Source organism: Paraburkholderia fungorum, from assembly GCF_900099835.1.
Lineage (GTDB): Bacteria > Pseudomonadota > Gammaproteobacteria > Burkholderiales > Burkholderiaceae > Paraburkholderia > Paraburkholderia fungorum_A.
Map to the genome: position 1 here is coordinate 1,578,000 of NZ_FNKP01000001.1, position 19,607 is coordinate 1,597,606.

The window sequence follows — 19,607 nt, forward strand, 5'->3', positions numbered from 1 at the left end:
AGGGCTCTCGCGTGCCTTTCTTTTTCATCGACCGTCCGGTTTTCGCGTGGATCGTCGCGCTCGCTATTGTCGTGGCGGGTGCGCTCGCGATCCCGCAATTGCCGGTCGCGCAGTACCCACGGCTTGCGCCGCCGCGCGTCGTCATCACCGCCACCTATCCGGGTGCGTCGACAGAAGTCGTGGATGCGAATGTCGGCAGCATCATCGAGGAAAGTCTCGATGGCGCCGACAATATGCTCTATTACGAAACCACCAGCGACAACCTCGGCGATCTGGAAATCGACGCGACGTTCGCCCCTGGCACGAACCCCGATCTCGCGCTGGTCGACATTCAGAACCGGCTCAAGCAGGTCGAGCCGCGTTTGCCGCAGCAGGTCGTACAGCAGGGCATCAGCGTGTTCAAGGCGGCCAACACGTTCCTGATGCTGGTCGCACTGACATCGACCGACGGTACGCGTGATTCGGTGCAACTGAGCGACTATCTGAGCCGCTATGTGCTGCGCGAATTGAAGCGCGCGCCTGGCGTGGGGGCGGCGGAACTGTGGGACGCCGACGAAGCGCTGCGTATCTGGCTCGATCCGATGAAGCTGCGCGAATACGGACTAGGCGCAGCCGATGTCAACGCTGCGATTACCGCGCAGAATGCAGCGGTCACGGCGGGTACGTTGGGTGATGCGCCGTTCGTGCCAGGGCAGCAGATCACCGCGTCGGTGAGCGTGAAAGGGCAACTGGTCTCGCCGGACGAATTCGGACAGATCGTATTGAAGGCGTTGCCGGATGGCTCGGCCGTGCGTCTGCGCGATGTCGCGCGAGTCGAACTGGGGCGGGACAATTACTCGTACTGGTCGCGCCTGAACGGCAAAGCGGCGGCGACGGTCGGTATTCAACTGGGGCCGCGCGGCAATGCGCTCGAAACTTCCAATGCAATTCGTGCGAGGCTCGCGGAATTGTCTAAAGGATTGCCGTCCGGCGTCGCAGTCGAAATTCCTTTCGACAATGCGCATTTCGTGCAGATTGCCATTCGCGAAGTACTCGTCACGCTTGCCGAGGCAGTCGTGCTGGTGTTCTTCGTGATGTGGCTGTTTCTGCGCGATTTACGCTATACGCTGGTGCCCACTGTTGTGATTCCCGTCACGCTGATGGGCGCGTTTCTAGCGATGTACATATGCGATCTGTCGATCAATGTGTTCACGATGTTCGGACTCGTGCTGGCAATCGGCATTCTCGTCGATGACGCGATCGTGGTCGTGGAGAGCGTGCATCGTGTCATGGAAGAAGAGGGCCTGCCCCCGCGCGAAGCGACGCGCAAGGCGATGTCGCAGATCGGTGGTGCGATTGTCGGTGTGACGGCTGTGCTGACGGCCGTGTTCGTGCCGATGGCATTTTTTCCCGGCGGAGTCGGCGGAATTTATCGCCAGTTCGCGGTGTCGATGATCGCGTCGATGCTGGTGTCGTCGTTTCTGGCTTTGTCGTTGACGCCCGCGTTGTGCGCGAATCTGCTCAGGCCGCACACGCGCCCGGTCGGTCAGCGCGATGCGCGTCGCGGGTTGCCCGGTTTCGCCGCGCGCGCCGCAAGCCGTTTTACGGCGGGCTTCGACCGCACCGCACGCGGCTATCGCGAACTGACTGCGCGCACGCTGCGTCGCATCGGCCCTATGTTCGCCGTCTATGCGGTGCTGGTCGTCGTATGCGGGCTGCTCTACTGGCGCATGCCCGGCGGCTTTCTACCGAGCGAGGACGAAGGCCAGTTGCAGGTGATGGTGCAATTGCCCGCTGGCGCGACGCAGGCGCGCACGTTGGCGGTGGTGCAGCGGATGGAAAAGATCCTGCATGACGAGCCCGCCATCGCGAACGTCACGAGTGTGATCGGGTGGAGTTTTGCCGGCAGCGGTCAGAACGTCGCGATGGGCTTTGTCGAACTGAAAGACTGGAGCCAGCGCGATACCGACGCGCTCACGTTGCGCGACCGTCTCAACGACAGCTTCAGCAAAATTCTGGACGGCGACGTCGAGGCGCAATTGCCGCCATCAGTGCCCGGTATCGGGCATTCGGATGGCTTCGTGTTTCGTCTCGAAGATCGCGGCGGTGTCGGACTCGCTGCGCTGAAGGCCGCGCGTGAACAACTGTTTGCGCAAGCGAAGGCGAGTCCGGTATTGACCTCGGTGCATTCCGAAGATCTGCCGGACGCGCCGCGCGTCGAACTCTCGATAGACCGCGCTAAAGCGTACGCATTCGGCGTACCGTTCGACCGTATTGCGGAAATATTGAGCAGCACGTTCGGCTCGACCTATATCGACGATTTTCCGACCGGCGGCCGCATGCGCCGCGTGATGATCGCAGCCGATGCCGACACACGTATGACAGAAAACGACCTGCTGGCGCTCGCCGTGCCCAACGCGAGCGGCGGCATGGTGCCGTTATCGGCGATTGCAGCAAGCCATTGGTCGATCGGTCCGGTCATGCTGACGCGCTACAACGGCTATCCGTCACTCGACGTGAGCGGTCGCGCTGCGCCCGGCCACAGTTCCGGCGCGGCGATGGCGGAGATGGAGCGGCTCGCCGCTTCGTTGCCGGTCGGCGTGAGTTACGACTGGGTGGATGCCGCGCGCGAAGAAACCGCTGCTGCACGGCTTACGCCACTGTTGATCGGCTTGTCGCTGCTGGCCGTATTCATGGCGCTGGCTGCGCTATACGAGAGCTGGACGATCCCGTTTGCGGTGTTGACGGTTGTGCCGCTCGGCGTGATCGGCGCGGTCGTGGCGATGTTGTTGCGAGGCATGCCGAACGACGTGTACTTCAAGGTCGGCATGATTACCGTGATCGGCCTCGCGGCAAAGAACGCGATTCTGATCGTCCAATTCGCGCGCGATCTCTATCGGCGCGGCATGCCTTTATCGCGCGCTGTCACTGAAGCAGCGGGGGCGCGTTTCCGGCCGATCGTGATGACGTCAGCCGCTTTTCTGCTCGGCGTCGTGCCGCTGGTGGTATCCAGCGGAGCGGGCGCGGAAAGCCGTCGTTCGATTGGTACAGGCGTGGTCGGCGGGGTGCTCGCGGCAACGTTGTTCGGACTGGTGTTTGCACCGGCTGCGTTTTACACGGTCGCCTCGTTGACGCACGGCAGGCGACGGCTGGCGGAATTGCGCCGCAAGCGTGCACAACGGCATACGCGTCACAGTGAAACCCAATCCGGTTCGCTCGACAAATCATCACTGACGTAACGCGTTTTCTCGCGTTTATGTGCAATCGGGGCACGCAGGTATCGCGCTGTTCGCAGCGTCGGCGCACCGATAGCGCGCCGACCGTCAACACGAAGTTCAACCGGCCGGCTGAGTGGCGGCGGGAACCGGTGCGACGCCGCCTGAGGTAGGCGCGGCGCTGGCCGACACGTGAGCTTGCGCGGGCAAACAGTCCGCGCGATATTCGACCTGCAATTTCTGCTCAGCCTTTTCCAGATCGTTCGGATAATCGGCGTCATCGCCATTGCTGGGCTGATAGCCAACCGATTCGAGTTCTCCGAGTTCGCGCATCAACTGCTTGTGCGTAACTTCGCCTTTCATCTGTTTGAACGGGTAATCGTTGCATTGTTTTTGCGTGAGACCGGGCGCGGCCATCGCGGAAGCGCTGCCGATCAGAAGAAGAGTAGTGAGCAAGGTTTTCGTTGCGAGCTTCATTTTTTTCCATCCACGAGAAGGTTCGAATCGGACCGCGAATAAAACGGCGGGCTGAACGGAAGGCTAGTGGAGGTGGTCTACCGAACCAGCGTCGGCAGAATGAAATTTGTTTTATCGTTGCGCGAGTTCGTTTCGAAGGCCTTTCTGCTGACTTTCCGCGGCCGTTTTGCGAACTTAAATTATTCTTCATGAAACGGACGTTCATCCGCTACGAGGCCCGGCGTAGCCTGCATTCCAGCACTGTGGCAAAGCGTCGGCATCCGCCGAAACGCACGTCCGTGCACTGAACGCGCTAGCCGAATATGGCATCATGTCCTTCTACTGATAACCGGTCGCGTCCGTCGCTTGCATCGGTAGAGCGGGCCGCGGCGCATGCAATGATCATGTCGCGAGTATTGACGATCGAAGATGATGAAATTACCGCGAATGAAATTGTCGGTGAACTGAAAAGCCGCGGCTTCACCGTGGATTGGGTGGCGAACGGCCGCGACGGCATGGCTCGCGCAATCAGCGAAGACTACGACGTCATTACGCTCGACCGTATGCTGCCCGGCGTCGACGGCCTCACGATTCTAACCACCATGCGCAGCATCGGCATTCAAACGCCTGTGTTGATGCTCAGCGCGCTAGGCGATGTCGACGAACGCGTACGCGGTCTGCGAGCAGGCGGCGACGATTATCTGACCAAGCCGTTCGACCCCGAAGAAATGACCGCGCGGCTCGAAGTTCTGCTGCGCCGCAGCCAGACGCCGGCTGCGCAGCTCGAAACCCATTTGCGGGTCGGGCCTCTCGAACTCGATCTGATTTCGCGCAAGGTTCAGCGTGACGGCGAAGAGATCGTGCTGCTGCCCACCGAGTACCGCGTGCTCGAATTCATGATGCGTCATGCTGGGCAAACCATTACTCGCACCATGCTGTTCGAAGCGGTGTGGGGTTATCACTTCGATCCGGGCACCAATCTGATCGACGTGCATATGGGCCGCTTGCGCAAAAAGATCGACCCTGCCGGTGTGACGCCGATGATCCAGACCGTACGGGGTTCGGGCTATATCCTCGCATGAGCGATATTCTGATGGACACAACTTTGCCCGCTCAATCCGCGCTCGGGCAGCGCTGGCATTCGACCACGTTCCGGCTGCTCGCCATTTACGCGGTCATTTTTTCGCTTTCCGTGATGGTGCTGCTGGGCGTGATCGGCTGGGCCGTGACCGGCGACATGGAACGCGAATTCGATGTGGTGATGGACTGGCAACTGATCTACTTCGACTCGCTGCCCGACGCCGACCTCGCCGATGCGATTCACCGCCGCATCGAACACGAGCGGATGCACTCGAATTACTACGGTTTGTTCGGACCTGACGGCCGTTTGCTCGCAGGCGACGTGCTCGCCTATCCGCCGAAACTGCCGACCAATCGCACGGGCAAGACGCTCGATCTCACGCTGTCGATGGGGCACGACGAAGCGCCGCCACGGGTGCGCGCAATGGCCGAGCAGCGCAAGGACGGCTCGACCCTCGTGATCGCGCGCGACCTCACGCACGTGCTGCGGATTCGCGCGACCATCATCAAGGCGCTGGTGGGCGGCGGCATTCTGTGCCTGCTGGCGGGCGCGGCGGGCGGCCTCGCGCTGAGCGTGCGTCAGATGCGTCGGCTGAAGGCGATCCGGCATGTCACGCAGCGTATTGCGCAGGGCGATCTCGCGCAGCGCCTGCCGATTGGCGGGCGCGACGAAGTGGATATGCTCGCGCATCTGGTGAACCATATGCTGGCCGAAGTCGAACGTCTGATGAACGAAGTAAAGGGCGCATGCGACGGCATCGCGCACGATCTGCGCACGCCGTTGGCCCACGTTCGCACGTTGCTCGCGCACGCGGCGGAGCGCACCGAGTCGCATGACGACGCCGAGTTAGCCGGGCTGGTGGACCGCGCACGCACCGAAACCGACGCACTGCTCGACCGCTTTCGCGCGATGCTGCGCATTTCCGAAATTGGCACTTTGCAACGACGCGGCGGCTTCAGCGAAATGCAATTGCAAACGCTGGTTCAGGAGGTGGGCGAGCTTTACGAGCCGCTCGCGGAGAGCCGTTCTATCCAGCTTTCGGTGCACACTCAGGCGGTGGATGCAATTCATGGCGACCGTGCATTGCTATTCGAAGCACTGAGTAATCTCGTGGACAACGCGATCAAGTTCACGCCTGAAGGTGGAGTCGTACGCATGGAATTGCGTCAAACGCCGGCAGGTCCGCAAGTGGATATTGTCGACAATGGTCCGGGCATTGCCGCCGACGAACGTGATGCGGTATTGCAACGCTTTTATCGCGGCGAAACGACCCGACATCTGGCCGGCTCGGGACTGGGCCTCAGCATTGTTTCTGCAGTGATGCGAGTACACGATTTCACGATGAAGATCGGCAATGCGCAACCGGGCGCGAGAATTTCCATCGAATGCTGGTCGAGGACGCTTGCGTGACCCTTTGCTTATTTTTCCCTGTCATTGGCAGATGCTGAATGCGCGTTTTATTCGTAGGTCCTTCTCACCCGGAGGCCGCTTGGCTTTTCAAGGCGCTTCAGGAGAGCGCACATAGTTTGCAACGGGCCGACGATCTGCGTGACGGCGTTTTTCTCGCCACGCAGGAGGCCTTCGATGCAATCGTGCTGATGGTTCTCGACATTGGCCTTTATCCATCGTTGCTGACGTTTCTCGGCGAGTTTTCGTCGGCAGGTAATGGTGCATCGATCATTGCGGTGCTCGGCACCGCCACCGCCCAGGATCGCACCCGTGTTTTGCGGGCCGGCGCGGATGCCTGCTTCGGTCAGCCTTATTCGTTTATTGAAATGCATGAACGTCTGCAGGCTTTGAGGCGGACGAGCGGCGCTCGCGCGGTCGCGGCGAGTTCGGTTCCTGCATCGATTCCCGCCGCATTCGGCAGTCCCTCTCTCGACGCGGCTACCCGGGAACTGGTTTTTGGCATGCACCGGCTTGCGGTGACGCGGCGTGAATTTCTTTTGCTCGAATGCTTATTCCGGCAGGTGAACGCGCCAGTCGCACGAGATCAACTGATTCGCTATGCGTGGCCGGAAAAGGAAGATGTCGATCCATCCAGCGTCAATCTGGTGGTGTCACGGTTAAGAAGAAAGCTGACCGATGAAGTGCCTCAGGTCAGGATCGAAACAGTAAGCCGGTTTGGCTACCAGGTGTCCATCGATTCCTGAATTCTAGCTTCGCTCTCGCAGTACCCAATCCACCTTTCCTTATTTACTCCACTTGCAACCGTTCCGCGTCGCGAGTGGAGTGAATTCGTCCGTTCATTTCAATCTTCGTTTGCATGATGCAAAGGTGCTCATGCGGGTTGGGTCAATGATCGATTCATGAAAATGCAACGCGTCGATTGAAACTCAGTCTTGCAGATGCAGTGCTTTCTGACCTCGATATATTCGTCGCGTGGTCACATTCAATGAAATGAAAACGACCCTACTGTTATCAGTCATCCTTAATTAAACGAAAGGTATTGCATGAACCGGAAGATGAAATGGACGCACATGGTCGGGGCACTGCTGTGTGTCGGCGTTGCAGGCACGGCGCACGCGCAAAGCAGCGTCACGCTGTACGGGCTTCTCGATACGGGGATCGATTTCGCCAATAACGTGGACGGCGGCCATCTTTATCAAATGGCGAGCGGAGTGAGCGCAGGGAGCCGCTGGGGCGTGAGAGGCAAGGAAGATCTGGGCGGTGGTCTGTCGGCGATATTCGATCTCGAAAGCGGCTTCAATTCGACCAATGGCAGCCTCGGCAGCGGTCTCGCGTTCTCGCGTAACGCGTATGTGGGGCTGGCCAGTCAGACGGCCGGTACGCTGACGCTCGGGCGGCAATGGGACCCGCTTGTCGATCTGATCGAGCCGTTCTCGCTGAACGACAGCTACGGCGGCTGGTACTTCTCGCATCCGAATGACATGGATAACCTCGACAACGGCTTCGCGATCAGCAACGCGGTGAAGTACACGAGTCCGACGATTGGCGGCTTTACAGGCGAGGCGCTCTATTCATTCGGCGGACAGGCGGGGCAATTCTCGAACAACTCGGCTTATAGCGCGGCGGCGTCGTACACCAATGGTCCGTTCTCGATGGGTGCGGGCTATTTGCGCGTCAACGATCCTGAGGAATCGATCCAGAGTTATCAGAACGGCACGGGCTTTACTAATGCGGTATATGGCGACTATCTCGCCAATGCGCGAAGTCAGGGCATCTTCGCGGCGGGGGCGTCGTATTCGATCGGCAAGTTCAAGGTGATGGGCAATTTCACCAACGTGAACTTCCAGCAGGGCAATGACGGTCAGGACGTCAAGTTCCAGAACTACGAAATAGCCGGTACGTTCCAGGCAACCAGCCAGTTGAACCTGGCAGCGGGCTATACCTACACCGATGGCCGCAACCACGCGACAAATCAGGAGCCGAAGTATCAGCAGCTCAATCTGAGCGCGGAGTACGAGTTGTCCAAGCGGACCGCCGTCTATGCGCTAGCGGCATTGCAACGGGCCAGCGGTGGTGCTGTCGCGCAGATTGCGGGTTTCGATCCGTCGACCACGGGTGAGCAGGTGGTTGGCCGGGTCGGTATTCGCCACTCGTTCTAACGCGTCGGTACCAACAAAAAGAGCGCGTTACCCGATGGGTAACGCGCTCTTTTCTATTACGAGCCAAAGTAGGTGTTGCAGAAACTCACCGGGCCGACGCAACTGTTGGCGGCGGTACTGGAGGGTGTTGTCGCACAGCCGGATAACAGGAATCCGGCTGCGACAGCAACAACGGCGAAACGGGCGGATCGTTTGATCGCGGTGCGAAAAGTCATTGATATCGTGGTGAAAAAATAGCGGGCGGCCGCCCAAACACGTTAGTGCGCGTAGACAGTCGAATTCAGATAGGCAAGCTGACCGTCCTTCTCCGCATGCACCAGTTCCCGATAAACCTGGGCGCGCGTCTTTTCAACAACCGGTTGACCGTATGGAGCCACCCACGTTCCGGTAGCGCCGACCGAAGGCGTCGTATTCGCGGCAACCTGCATCGATGGCGCTGCGTTCTGCTGCATGGCGGGTGCCGTGGTCGATTGGGCAAAAGCGGAAGCAGTTGCGGTAACGCCGATAAATGCGATGGCAAGGGTCAGGGATTTCATATACGGATTCCTCACAAATTGGATTGGATGGAGGCCGAGGCGCGAAGCGAAGAATGGCATTCGTGGATCGGTTGATGAGAAGGATAGTCAAACCGCTTTAGCGGATTCGCCGTGTGTGCATGAAAAGAAATTTATCTGTTACAGCGTCGAAGAACCGGTAAGCAGGGCACTTCGCAAGACCATGTCATCAACATAAAAAACGTTTCATGAAACGGGTGGTTTTGATCACGGGTGTGTCATCGCGTCTATCTAAATTGCGGCTACCCGCACGGTTTGCGGGATCGGTCCGTGGATGCGCGGATCGGCGCCTTCTTTTACCCGGAATCAAACATGAAAAAAGCATTGGCAACCACACTCGTCGCGTTGGCTGGCACTGTCGCTGCGACGGCGCATGCACAAAGCAGCGTGACGCTCTACGGCACGCTCGATACCGGTCTCGACTACGTTAGCAATCAGAAGACGGCCTCGGGTGCGGGCAAGAGCAACTGGATGATGGAAAGCGGCAATCTGAGCACCAACCGCTGGGGGCTGCGCGGTAACGAAGATCTGGGCGGCGGTCTGAGCGCGGTGTTCGATCTGGAGAACGGCTTCAATATCGACAACGGCAAGATCTCCAATGGCGGCGATCTGTTCGGCCGTCAGGCGTGGGTCGGCCTCGCCAGCAAGCAATGGGGCACGGTGACGATGGGTCGCCAGTATGATTTCCTCGTCGATTTCGTCGCGCCGCTGTCGGCAACCGGCTCGGGTTTCGGCGGCAACATCGCGGATCATCCGTTCGATAACGACAATCTGAACAACGATCTGCGGATGAACAATTCGCTGAAATTCCGCAGCGCGACCTACGACGGTCTCACGGTCGGCGCCGCGTATGCGTTCAGCAATGCAGCGGGCGGCTTCAGCAACAACAACGCGTATAGCCTCGGCGCGCAATGGGCCGGCGGTCCGTTCAACCTGGCGGTCGCGTACCTGCAGATCAATCAGCCGGGCGGGGTCAACACGCCGACCAACACGAGCGGTGCCGTGAGTAGCAGCGATGGCGATGCCACCTTCACCGGCGCACGCCAGCGCATTCTCGGCGCGGCAGGGCGTTATACGTTCGGCAAGGCGACGGTGGGCCTCGTCTTCACGCGTACGATTCTCAACGACCCGAGCCAGATCACGCAGGGCGGTTCGTATTCGACACTCAATGGCGATCTGCTGACCTTCAACAACTACGAACTCAATGCACGTTATGCGTTGACGCCAGCGTTGTCGCTGGGTGGTTCGTACACGTTCACCGACGGCCATTTCAGCGACGACGGCAAGAGCGTTGCGCCGAAATGGAATCAGTTCATGCTGCAGGCGGACTATGCGTTGTCGCGCCGTACCGATGTGTATCTGGAAGGCGTGTATCAGCATGTGTCGGGCGCGGACGGCGTCTCGGTGTTGGGTAACGCGTCGATCTATTCGCTGGCGGCTTCGTCGAACAATCGGCAGGCGGTGGTGGCGCTGGGCATGCGGCACCGTTTCTGATTTATCTGTATGCGGAAGGGCGCTGGAAAACGCGCCCGAAAAAAAGTCGCCGGGGATAAACCGGCGACTTTTTTTGTCTGACTTTCGAATATCGGCAGGCGACTACTCCGCAAAAGCGGCGTGACGATCAACCCGCGTTCGCAAGGCTCTGCGGCCGTACAACCTGTGCCTGTGCCGCCTGAACATCAGGCGCGGCTTTGGAGCCGTCCGCAGACCAGCCACCACCCAGTGCCTCAATCAACCCCACCGAAGCCAGCAGACGCCTCGTATTGAGGTTTAACGCGGCAATCTGCGTGTCGAGTTCGGTGGTTTGCGCCGTGACCACGTCGAGATAGCTGACCACGCCGTCGCGGTAACGCGACATTGACAGCGTCAGCGTGCGTTGCGCGGCAACGAGCGCTTCATTCTGCCGCTGAGCTTCGTCGCCGAGATGGTGCAGTTGCGCGAGGTTGTCCTCGACCTGCTGGAAGGCGAGCAGTACGGCGGCCTTGTACTTTGCGCCGTTCTCCGCGAGTTTCGCGCGCGCCTGCTGCGTGATTGCGGCACGCCGGCCGCCGTCGAACAGCGTCATCACGAGACTGGGGCCGACCGACCACATTTCGTTAGGCGCCATCAGCCACGGCGACAGTGTCGTGCTTTGATAACCGCCGTCGAGGCCGAGCGAGATGTCCGGGAAAAATGCCGCTTTAGCGACGCCGATCTGCGCATTCGCCTGGACAACCCGCCGCTCGGCCGCGGCAATATCGGGGCGTCGTTGCAGCAACGCAGCGGGCACGCCGGTAGGTAACGATGGCAGATAGGCTTCGCCGGTGACGGCGTCCAGCGAGAAGTTCGATGCGGGCGTGCCGGTCAGACTCGCAATGGCGTGCTCGTAAAGCGCGCGACGTGCGGCGATATCGTCGGCGGAGGCGCGCGCGGTGTCGAGCTGCGTCTGCGCGCGCGACACGTCGAGGTCCGACGCAATGCCGCCCGCGTGACGGCTCAACGTGAGTTTGAGCGCGCGCTGATAGGTGTCGATCGTATCGTTGAGCAGTTGCTGTTGTGCATCGAGTCCGCGCAGATTGAAGTACGCGTGCGCGAGATTCGCCTGCAGGCTCAGGCGCACGGATTCGAGATCGGCGTCGCTCGCCTGCATCGCCGCACGGCCTGCGGACACTTCGTTGCGAACCTTGCCCCACAGGTCGAGGTCGTAGCTGATGCCGACATCGACGGTATTCGCGCCGTACACGGAAGGCTGATCGGTGCCGCGCAACGGCCGGTTATCCGATTGCCGCTGACGAATCACCGATGCATCCGCGCCGATGGTCGGGAACAACCCCGAGCGGGCTTGCGACAGATAGCTCGTTGCTTCGTCGTGACGCGCGATAGCAGCGGCTACGTCGGGGTTCGCCGCTGCCACCTGCACTTCGAGACGATCCAGCACGGGGTCGCGATAGACGGTCCACCATGCGTCGCGTGGCACGCGGTCGGCGGGGCGCGCGAGTTGCCACGCTCCGCCTTCCTTGAACGTGGTGGGAATACTTGTAGGCGGTACGTGATAGGTCGGCGCAAACGAGCAGCCACTCATTAACGCAGCAACCGCTAGTGCGATACCTAAGCGGCGCACGTTGCGCGTTTTGAGCGCGTTGCGTTTAGCCATGAGCGCTCTCCGCAGGGCGGCGTCCCGCTAACGAAGTATTGGATGTCGCGGCGGTGCTGGTTGCATTGCCTTGCAGGCGGACTTCGTCGCCGGAGGAAAGCGAGTCGGGCGGATTGTCGATCACGCGATCCGTTGCGTTCAGGCCCGATGCGATCTCGACATGTGTGCCGAGATCCGTCGCGATCGATACCGGCTTGAGCACCGCGCGATTGTCGTTGCCGACCACCGCGACCTGCAAACCGTCTTGCCGGAAAATCAGCGAACTCGCGGGAATCGACAACGAATGCGAGTTGGTCGGCAACGCGAAATGCACCTCGGTGTATTCGCCCGGAATCAGCAGGCCGTCGTGATTGTCGACGGCGAGTTGAACCAGCAAGGTGCCGGAAGACGGCGTGATCGCATCGTCCGTATCGACGAGTTTGGCGTTGAACTTCATGCCGGGCCGCTCGGGCACGGTGAGGGTCGCGTTCATGCCGGGCTGGATTGCGGCCGCTTCGTCCTGCGGCACGCTGACGTACACGCGCAACTGATGCGCGTCCGACACCGAGAACAACTCTGGCCCGTTACCGCCGCCTGCGTTGATCAGCGCGCCGATATCCGTGGTGCGGGCCGTGACGACGCCATCGAATGGCGCGGTAATACGCTTGAACGATTCGAGCGCTTCAAGGCGCCGCACGTTCGCTTCGGCTGCGTCGACGGTCGCCTGCTTCGCGACCAGATCGCTGGTCTTTTCGTCGGCGTCCTGTTGCGAGACCGAATCCTGCTGCAACATTTTGGTCCAGCGTTGCGCGGTGGACGCCGCGAGTTTTTCATTCGCCTGCGCATTCTGCAAATCGGCGCGAGCCTGTTGCAATTGCTGGTCCAGATCGGGCGTATCGATCACGCCGAGCAACTGCCCGGCTTTGACATGCGCGCCGATATCCGCGTACCACGCATGCAGATAGCCCGACACGCGTGCATAGATCGGCGCATTGACGAACGCGGACAGATGACCCGGCAGCACCAGCGACTGCGCGTCGAGGTCGTGCTTCGGCGTATAGGCGACCACGGTCGGAATGGCCTGTTGCGCGGACCAGGTGGTCAATTCCTGCTTTGCGTGCACGCGGCTGGCAATGCCGCTCGCCACGATACCCGCTGCCGCCAGCAGCGCAATCAGGCCGATGAGCTTCAGATGACGCAGCCGCTTCGGCGAATTGATCTCGATCTCAGTGGACATGTTGGACTCCGGGTTCGGATGATGAAGGTTCGTCAGAAGGGGCGTGCGCGTCGTGTGCGCCGTCGCGTGATGGAGGATGATCCGCTGCGTCGCGCCGGTGCACGATGCTGAACACGACCGGCACGAACAGCAGCGTCGCGAAGGTCGCGCAAATCAGGCCGCCGATCACCGCACGTCCGAGCGGCGCGTTCTGCTCGCCGCCGTCGCCGAGACCGAGCGCCATCGGCGCCATGCCGATGATCATCGCGAGCGCGGTCATCAACACCGGGCGAAAGCGTGTGAAACCCGCTTCCATGGCAGCGACCAGCGCGTTGCCCGTCACGGCGAGTCGTTCACGCGCGAAGCTCACCACGAGAATGCTGTTCGCGGTCGCAACGCCCATGCAGAGAATCGCGCCGGTCAACGCGGGCACCGATAGCGGCGTGTGCGTGGTGAACAGCATCCACACGATGCCCGCCAATGCCGCAGGCAACGCGGTGACGATCACGAACGCGTCGCTCCACGAATGGAAGTTCACGACGATCAGCAGGAAGATCAGCAGAATCGCGCCGACCAGTCCCAGCGAGAGACCGAGGAACGCACTGTTCATCGTCTGTACCTGGCCGCGTAGTGTCACGATCGATCCCTTCGGCAGGTCTTTTGCAGTGTCGTGCACGATGCTCTGGATTTTCGCGGACACCGCGCCGAGGTCCTGGCCCTGAGTCGTTGCGAACACGTCGTAGAGCGGTTCGATGTTGTAGTGCGAGACCACCGCATTGCCCACGCCGCGCTTGATCGTTGCAATGCCGCCGAGAATTTGCGCCTGACCGTTCTTGCCGGTCACGGGCAGATTGCTCAGATTCGATAGCGACGTCATCCGGTATTGCGGCGTTTGCGCGACGATCGGATACGACACGCCGTTCTTCGGATTGAGCCAGTAAGTGGGCGACACCTGGCTCGTGCCGGACAGGCTCGCCACCACCGAGTTGGTCACGTCCTGTTCGGTGATGCCGAGTTGATCGGCGCGCGAGCGGTCCACCGACACCGTGAATTGCGGGTATGTCGCCGCCTGCTGCATGCGCGTGTCGGCAATACCGGGGATCATCCGCATGCGGCGCAGCAGTTCATTCGCGTACCGATGATTCGCCGCCTGGTTCGGCCCTGCCACCTGCAAATCGATTGGCGCAGGCGCGCCGAAGTTCAGAATCTGGCTGACGATATCGGCGGGCAGGAACGCGAACGTCGTGCCCGGAAACTGACGCGGCAGGCTCTCACGCAGCTTGCGCACGAATCCCGCGGTCGGCTGATGATCTTCGTTCAGCGAGATCAGGATATCGCCGTCCTGCGGTCCGATCGTGCCGCTGTTGTTATACGTCAGGTTGATACCGCTATTCGGCAAGCCGATGTTGTCGACGATGCTGCGCAACTCGTCCGGCGGAATCGCGCGGCGCACCGCGTTTTCGATCCGGTCGAACTGGTCGGCGGTGTCTTCGACCCGCGTGCCGATCGGCGCACGGACGTGAATCGCGATTTCGCCGGAATCGATATCCGGGAAGAAATTGCGGCCGAGCCACGGCGCGAGCAGGAACGAAGCAGCGACAACGATGAGAAAGCCCGCAACGAAACGCTTGCGATGCGTCAGCGCGAGGCCGAGCACAATCCGGTAGACGGCGCGCACGCGTTCGAAGCGACGCTCGAATGCGCGCTGAAAGCGGACCAGCGGATTGCGCGAGGGAGCAGCATGCGAATGGCCGCCGTGCGGGTCCATCACTGCAGCCAGTTCGCCGGATGCGTGACCGCCCGATGCATGCGGACGCAGCAGGTATTGCGCCATCATCGGCACAAAAGTACGCGACAGAATGAACGATGCGATCATCGCGAAGATCACCGCTTCGGCCATCGGCACGAACAGGAAGCGCGCGATGCCGTCGAGCAGCAGCATCGGTACGAACACGATACAGATGCACAGCAGCGACACGAACGCGGGCCCGACGATCTGCGCGGCGCCTTCCAGAATCGCGCTCCTGACGTCCTTGCCCTGTTCGAGATGCCAGTTGATGTTCTCGATCGTGACGGTGGCGTCGTCCACCAGAATCCCCACCGCGAGCGCGAGGCCGCCGAGCGTCATCACGTTGAGCGTTTCGCCCATCGCCGCGAGTCCGGCAATCGCGGCGAGCACGGCGAGGGGAATCGACGCGGCGATGATCAGCGTGGAGCGCCAGCTTCCGAGGAACAGCAGAATCATCAGCGAGGTGAGGGCGGCCGCGATAATGCCCTCGCGCGCCACGCCGCTGACGGCGCCTTTCACGAAGGTCGACTGGTCGCCCATCGTGACCAGTTTGAGTCCGGGTGGCAACGTCGCTTCGATACGCGGCAATTGCGCTTTCACGCCCGAGATGATGTCGAGCGTCGACGCCGAGCCGTTCTTCAGAATGCTCATCAGCACCGCACGATGACCGTCCACGCGAACCACGTTGCCTTGTGGCGGATAGCCGTCGCGCACATGCGCGACATCGCGGATATAGATGGTCGCGCCGTCCACTGTTTTGATCGGCAGCGCATTCAGTTCATCGAGTGCGAGCGGACTGTTGTTCAGCTTGATGTTGTATTCGAAGCGGCCGATCTTCTCCGTACCCGCTGGAATGATCTGGTTCTGCTGCGCGAGCGCGGTGGCGACATCGTTCGCCGAGAGCTTTTTCGCCTGCAATGCCTGCGGGTCGAGATCGATCTGCACTTCGCGCGTCTTGCCGCCATACGGTGTCGGAATGGCGACGCCGGGCACGCTAAGCAATTGCGGACGAATGAAGTTGGCCGCGTAGTCGGCGAGCTTCTGTTCGTCGAGCGTGTTGCTGGTGAGGGCGAGTTGCAGCACCGGCACCGTCGACGCGTTGTAGTTCAGGATCTGTGGCGGCGTCGTGCCGGGCGGCATCTGCTTGAGCACGGTCTGCGAAACGGAGGTGACCTGTGCGGTAGCGGTGCGAATGTCGACGGTCGGCTGAAAGAAGATCTTGACGATGCCGTAGCCGCGAAACGATTGCGACTCGATATGCGCGACGTCGTTCACGGTCGTGCCGAGCGTGCGTTCATAGTAAGTGACGATGCGCCCGGACATATCGTCCGGTTGCAGACCCGCGTAATTCCACACCACGCTGATCACGGGGATGCGAATGTCGGGAAAGATATCCGTTGGCGTGCGCAACGCGGCAAGCGGGCCGATCAGCAGGATCAGCATCGCAAGCACGATGAACGTGTAGGGCCGGGTCAAAGCTAACCGGACTATTTTTAACATCGAAGGCTGCTCCGTTCAGAGGCGCGATTGAATCTGCGCGGGCGTGTGGCGATTGGGGCTAACGCGCATTGGCGCGACCCGGTAACGGCATTCTGGGGAGCGGGTCCTAACAGGTGCGGACAAAACAAATGAAACAAGTTTTAGGAACTCGCAATGCGTCGCGCGATTGCATTGAACTGTCTGCTGCGTACGCGAGATGCAGCGGCTATAGCGCTGTATCCAGCGCTATAGCTCGCGTGTCGGGTAGGAGCGTGTGGTGTGCCGTTAGCCGAACAGATAGCCTGAGCCGCGAATCGTGCGAATCAGCGGGCGCTCGCCGGGCATCTCGACTTTCTTGCGCAAACGGCCTACATGTACGTCGATCAGGTTCGTGCCGGGATCGAAGCGGCAACCCCACACGGCTTCGAAAATCATCGTGCGGGTGAGCACCTGGCCGGTGTGCCGCATCATGAATTCGAGTACGCGAAATTCAGTGGGTTGAAGATCGAGTTCGCGCTGCCGGTGTGTGACTTTACGCCGCACGAGGTCGAGTTCGAGCGCGCCGTTGCGCAACGTCGTTTCGGCTTTAGCGTGACGCGGACGGCGCCGCAATAGCACTTCGACGCGGGCGAACATTTCTTCGGAGGAGAACGGCTTCGTCAAGTAGTCGTCCCCACCGGCACGCAGTCCCTGAATGCGCTGATCGACATCGGACATCGCGCTCATCACCAGCACCGGCGTTTCCACGCCGACGCCGCGCATGGTCGCAACAATGGTGAGTCCGTCGAGGTCGGGCAGCATGCGGTCCAGCGTGACGACGTCGTAGTCGCCCGCCATTGCTTTAGCCATCCCTTCACGGCCGGTACGCGCCACATCGACGGAGAAACCGCTCGCGCTGAGCGTGCGCACGATGTCGCGCGCGATCAGCTCGTCATCTTCGATCGTCAATATCTTGGGCATGATGCGCGGGTCCGCGTCAGGCGACCGCGCGCAGCGTAACGGGGCGGTCAGGCGCGCGATACTGGCTGACAGCGAAGTCGATAAACGCGCGCACGCGCATCGACAGATAGTTGCGGCCGGAATACAGAATCGAAATCTGGCGCGGGCCGCCGTTGATCTCGAACTGTTCGAGCACAGGCACGAGTGCGCCGCGCGCGAGATCGTCGGCGATGATCGGCTTCGGCAGCAACGCGATGCCCATATGGTTGAGCGCAGCGACCCGCACCATCGCGCTGCTGGTCGCGGTGAGCGCGCTACCGGTATTCACGCGATAGACGCCGTCTGAATCTGCGAATTCCCACGCGCGCGACGTGCCGTCGGATACGGTCAGCAGGCCATGCCGGTTCAACGCGGCCGGGTCGCGCGGTGCGCCGTGGCGTGCGAGATAAGCGGGGGACGCTACTGTGATTTCGTCGACGCTGGTGAGCGTGCGGCTGACGAGCGACGAATTCGCGAGACGGCGGTCGTCGGAAAAGCACACGTCGAAACCGCCTTCCACGAGATCGATGTGCGTGTCGAATGTCGTCACGTCGAAATCCACCCGGGGATGCAACGTGCGATACGACGCGAGCAGTGCGCCGAGGCCGGACGTCGCGAATGTCATCGGCGTGGCGATGCGCAGCGTGCCTTGCGGATCGCGCGTGGTCTCCAGCAGGTTCGACTCCATTTCGTCGAGCTTTTCGATGATCGCGCGACAGCCGTTCAGATATTCGCGGCCTACGTCTGTCAACGAAAGACTGCGTGTGGTGCGATTCAGCAGGCGCATGTTCAGATGCGCTTCCAGCGTGCCGACGCTGCGCGTGACCGCAGCCGCGGACATACCTAACTGCCTCGCTGCAAGATTGAAGCTGGCGAGGTCGACTACTCGTGTGAAGACACGCATCGCTTGTAGCTGGTTCATGTTGGAACAGTAGAGAAGGGCGATGGATGCATCATCCGCGATCGAAGATAAATCCACGCAGCTACGTGGATTAAGTCTTTTTTAATTTTGTGCAATGTTCATGAACTGCACGCGCACGCTGGCAACGTGCCGGTCGTTGAGATCATCGGGATGGCTAAACGATGGGAAAAAAAAGAGCGCGGACAGAGCCGCGCTTGAGAAAGTCTTGATGAAAGTTGCCGCAGCTATGCGGCAAATGAAGTATAGGCGGATTGCAACGCGCGTTGCGCGTGGAATCTGAAACGCTGTGCTGCGGGAAACGGAACAAGCGGAACAAGCGGAACGAAGCGGTGCGGAAGACGTTGCAACACGCTTCTTGTCAGCGGGCTTTCAACGAGGCTTTCAGTTGAGCATGCCATGCACTTCGAGCGACGACTCCAGTTGCTGCGTCAGCGCATGGTGCAGTTTGGCGAGACTCTCGGTTGGTAAAGCGAAGCCGGCCCAGCCGAGACCGGAGTGGCGCAGGAACAGCACAGCGCCGTCGTGCAGCGGATGCTTTTCGGCGTGCCAGCACGGGTCGACTTCGATCACATATTGATGGGTACGCACGGGCGCCATCGGCAGCTCGGGGCGCATCGTCGCGCGTAGCGCGCCGAGGTGTTCGATCAGTGCGTCCAGATCGGCGACGTCGAGCAGCACCGCGCTGCCTTCAATGTCGATGCGAACGGCGTTCTGTCCATACTCGTTGACTTTCTCGATGCTCATGGGGCGCGACATCTTTCACTCCTTGCGACGATCACGATACGCAAAGTATGGCGCGCGCCAGATGTGCCAATCCTGAAACAGCGCAATCCCAGGATGAAACTTTATTTAAGGAACCGCTGAAGGACAATTGCTGCACTGCTTTTATATTGTCAGATGTTTCAACTCGACTTACGAAAAGCCGGTTTTAAAGTCAGACGATATAAATGGGGATGTTTCATTATCGGAACGTTTTCGGACGGCCCGGGAATCTGTCGCAAATTCATTAATTGGGTTTGCTTCACGCATTATGCGAATAGGCCCAATGCATTAGTCGATAAATTCCCAATTTGCGAATATAAATCCGAATAGACGGTCATTATCCGGGAGTATTGACGTTCAGGTTTGAAACACTTTCGGCTTCAATGACAAGGACAGCGCAGGCGCTCAGAAAGGCGATTCGCCGGTTGCGTAAATTAGCCGGATAAAGGCTTGAAAGCCAGATTCCATGCGGGTTAGCGTTGAACCGGCGGCAAC

General features: G+C 60.4%; 15 protein-coding genes. 7 read left to right on the forward strand and 8 right to left on the reverse strand.

Going from position 1 to position 19,607, the window contains the following annotated elements:
• Positions 1-11: 11 nt before the first annotated feature.
• Positions 12-3,218, forward strand: a complete 3,207-nt coding sequence (locus BLS41_RS07010) for a multidrug efflux RND transporter permease subunit (protein WP_074763640.1) — start codon at positions 12-14, stop codon at positions 3,216-3,218.
• Between the two features lie 96 nt (positions 3,219-3,314).
• Here the strand turns inward: BLS41_RS07010 and BLS41_RS07015 are convergent, their stop codons facing one another.
• Positions 3,315-3,671 carry a DUF4148 domain-containing protein gene (locus BLS41_RS07015; RefSeq protein WP_074763641.1) on the reverse strand — a complete coding sequence of 119 codons (357 nt, stop codon included), beginning with the start codon at positions 3,669-3,671 and terminating at the stop codon, positions 3,315-3,317.
• A 383-nt stretch (positions 3,672-4,054) separates the two neighbouring features.
• Here BLS41_RS07015 and BLS41_RS07020 point away from each other — a divergent pair, with 383 nt between their 5' ends.
• From BLS41_RS07020 to BLS41_RS38940, 5 genes are all read left to right on the forward strand, one after another.
• Positions 4,055-4,732, forward strand: a complete 678-nt coding sequence (locus BLS41_RS07020) for a response regulator transcription factor (protein WP_074766336.1) — start codon at positions 4,055-4,057, stop codon at positions 4,730-4,732.
• A gap of 11 nt (positions 4,733-4,743) precedes the next feature.
• A complete protein-coding gene (locus BLS41_RS07025) occupies positions 4,744-6,141 on the forward strand; it encodes a HAMP domain-containing sensor histidine kinase (protein ID WP_074766338.1) in 1,398 nt (465 codons plus the stop codon).
• Between the two features lie 38 nt (positions 6,142-6,179).
• Positions 6,180-6,884, forward strand: a complete 705-nt coding sequence (locus tag BLS41_RS07030) for a response regulator transcription factor (RefSeq protein ID WP_074763642.1) — start codon at positions 6,180-6,182, stop codon at positions 6,882-6,884.
• Between the two features lie 300 nt (positions 6,885-7,184).
• Complete coding sequence (locus tag BLS41_RS07035; protein ID WP_436971975.1) at positions 7,185-8,300, forward strand: porin; 1,116 nt, start codon at positions 7,185-7,187, stop codon at positions 8,298-8,300.
• Positions 8,301-8,372: 72 nt separating this feature from the next.
• Positions 8,373-8,537 carry a hypothetical protein gene (locus BLS41_RS38940; protein ID WP_171910203.1) on the forward strand — a complete coding sequence of 55 codons (165 nt, stop codon included), beginning with the start codon at positions 8,373-8,375 and terminating at the stop codon, positions 8,535-8,537.
• Between the two features lie 20 nt (positions 8,538-8,557).
• Here the strand turns inward: BLS41_RS38940 and BLS41_RS07040 are convergent, their stop codons facing one another.
• Positions 8,558-8,836 carry a DUF4148 domain-containing protein gene (locus BLS41_RS07040; RefSeq protein WP_074763643.1) on the reverse strand — a complete coding sequence of 93 codons (279 nt, stop codon included), beginning with the start codon at positions 8,834-8,836 and terminating at the stop codon, positions 8,558-8,560.
• A 330-nt stretch (positions 8,837-9,166) separates the two neighbouring features.
• Here BLS41_RS07040 and BLS41_RS07045 point away from each other — a divergent pair, with 330 nt between their 5' ends.
• Positions 9,167-10,348 carry a porin gene (locus tag BLS41_RS07045; protein WP_074763644.1) on the forward strand — a complete coding sequence of 394 codons (1,182 nt, stop codon included), beginning with the start codon at positions 9,167-9,169 and terminating at the stop codon, positions 10,346-10,348.
• A 127-nt stretch (positions 10,349-10,475) separates the two neighbouring features.
• Here BLS41_RS07045 and BLS41_RS07050 read toward each other — a convergent pair whose 3' ends face one another.
• From BLS41_RS07050 to BLS41_RS07075, 6 genes are all read right to left on the reverse strand, one after another.
• Complete coding sequence (locus BLS41_RS07050; RefSeq protein WP_074763645.1) at positions 10,476-11,987, reverse strand: efflux transporter outer membrane subunit; 1,512 nt, start codon at positions 11,985-11,987, stop codon at positions 10,476-10,478.
• Positions 11,980-13,203, reverse strand: a complete 1,224-nt coding sequence (locus BLS41_RS07055; RefSeq protein WP_074763646.1) for an efflux RND transporter periplasmic adaptor subunit — start codon at positions 13,201-13,203, stop codon at positions 11,980-11,982. Before BLS41_RS07055 ends, BLS41_RS07050 begins: the two co-directional genes overlap by 8 nt.
• On the reverse strand, positions 13,193-16,471 hold the full coding sequence (locus tag BLS41_RS07060) for an efflux RND transporter permease subunit (protein WP_074763647.1): 3,279 nt from the start codon (positions 16,469-16,471) through the stop codon (positions 13,193-13,195). The genes BLS41_RS07055 and BLS41_RS07060 overlap by 11 nt, the downstream gene beginning before the upstream one ends.
• 264 nt (positions 16,472-16,735) lie before the next feature.
• Positions 16,736-17,410, reverse strand: coding sequence for a response regulator transcription factor (locus tag BLS41_RS07065; protein ID WP_074763648.1), 675 nt, complete (start codon positions 17,408-17,410; stop codon positions 16,736-16,738).
• A gap of 16 nt (positions 17,411-17,426) precedes the next feature.
• A complete protein-coding gene (locus BLS41_RS07070) occupies positions 17,427-18,350 on the reverse strand; it encodes a LysR family transcriptional regulator (protein ID WP_074763649.1) in 924 nt (307 codons plus the stop codon).
• Positions 18,351-18,731: 381 nt separating this feature from the next.
• Complete coding sequence (locus tag BLS41_RS07075; protein WP_074763650.1) at positions 18,732-19,106, reverse strand: hypothetical protein; 375 nt, start codon at positions 19,104-19,106, stop codon at positions 18,732-18,734.
• Between the last annotated feature and the right edge of the window lie 501 nt (positions 19,107-19,607).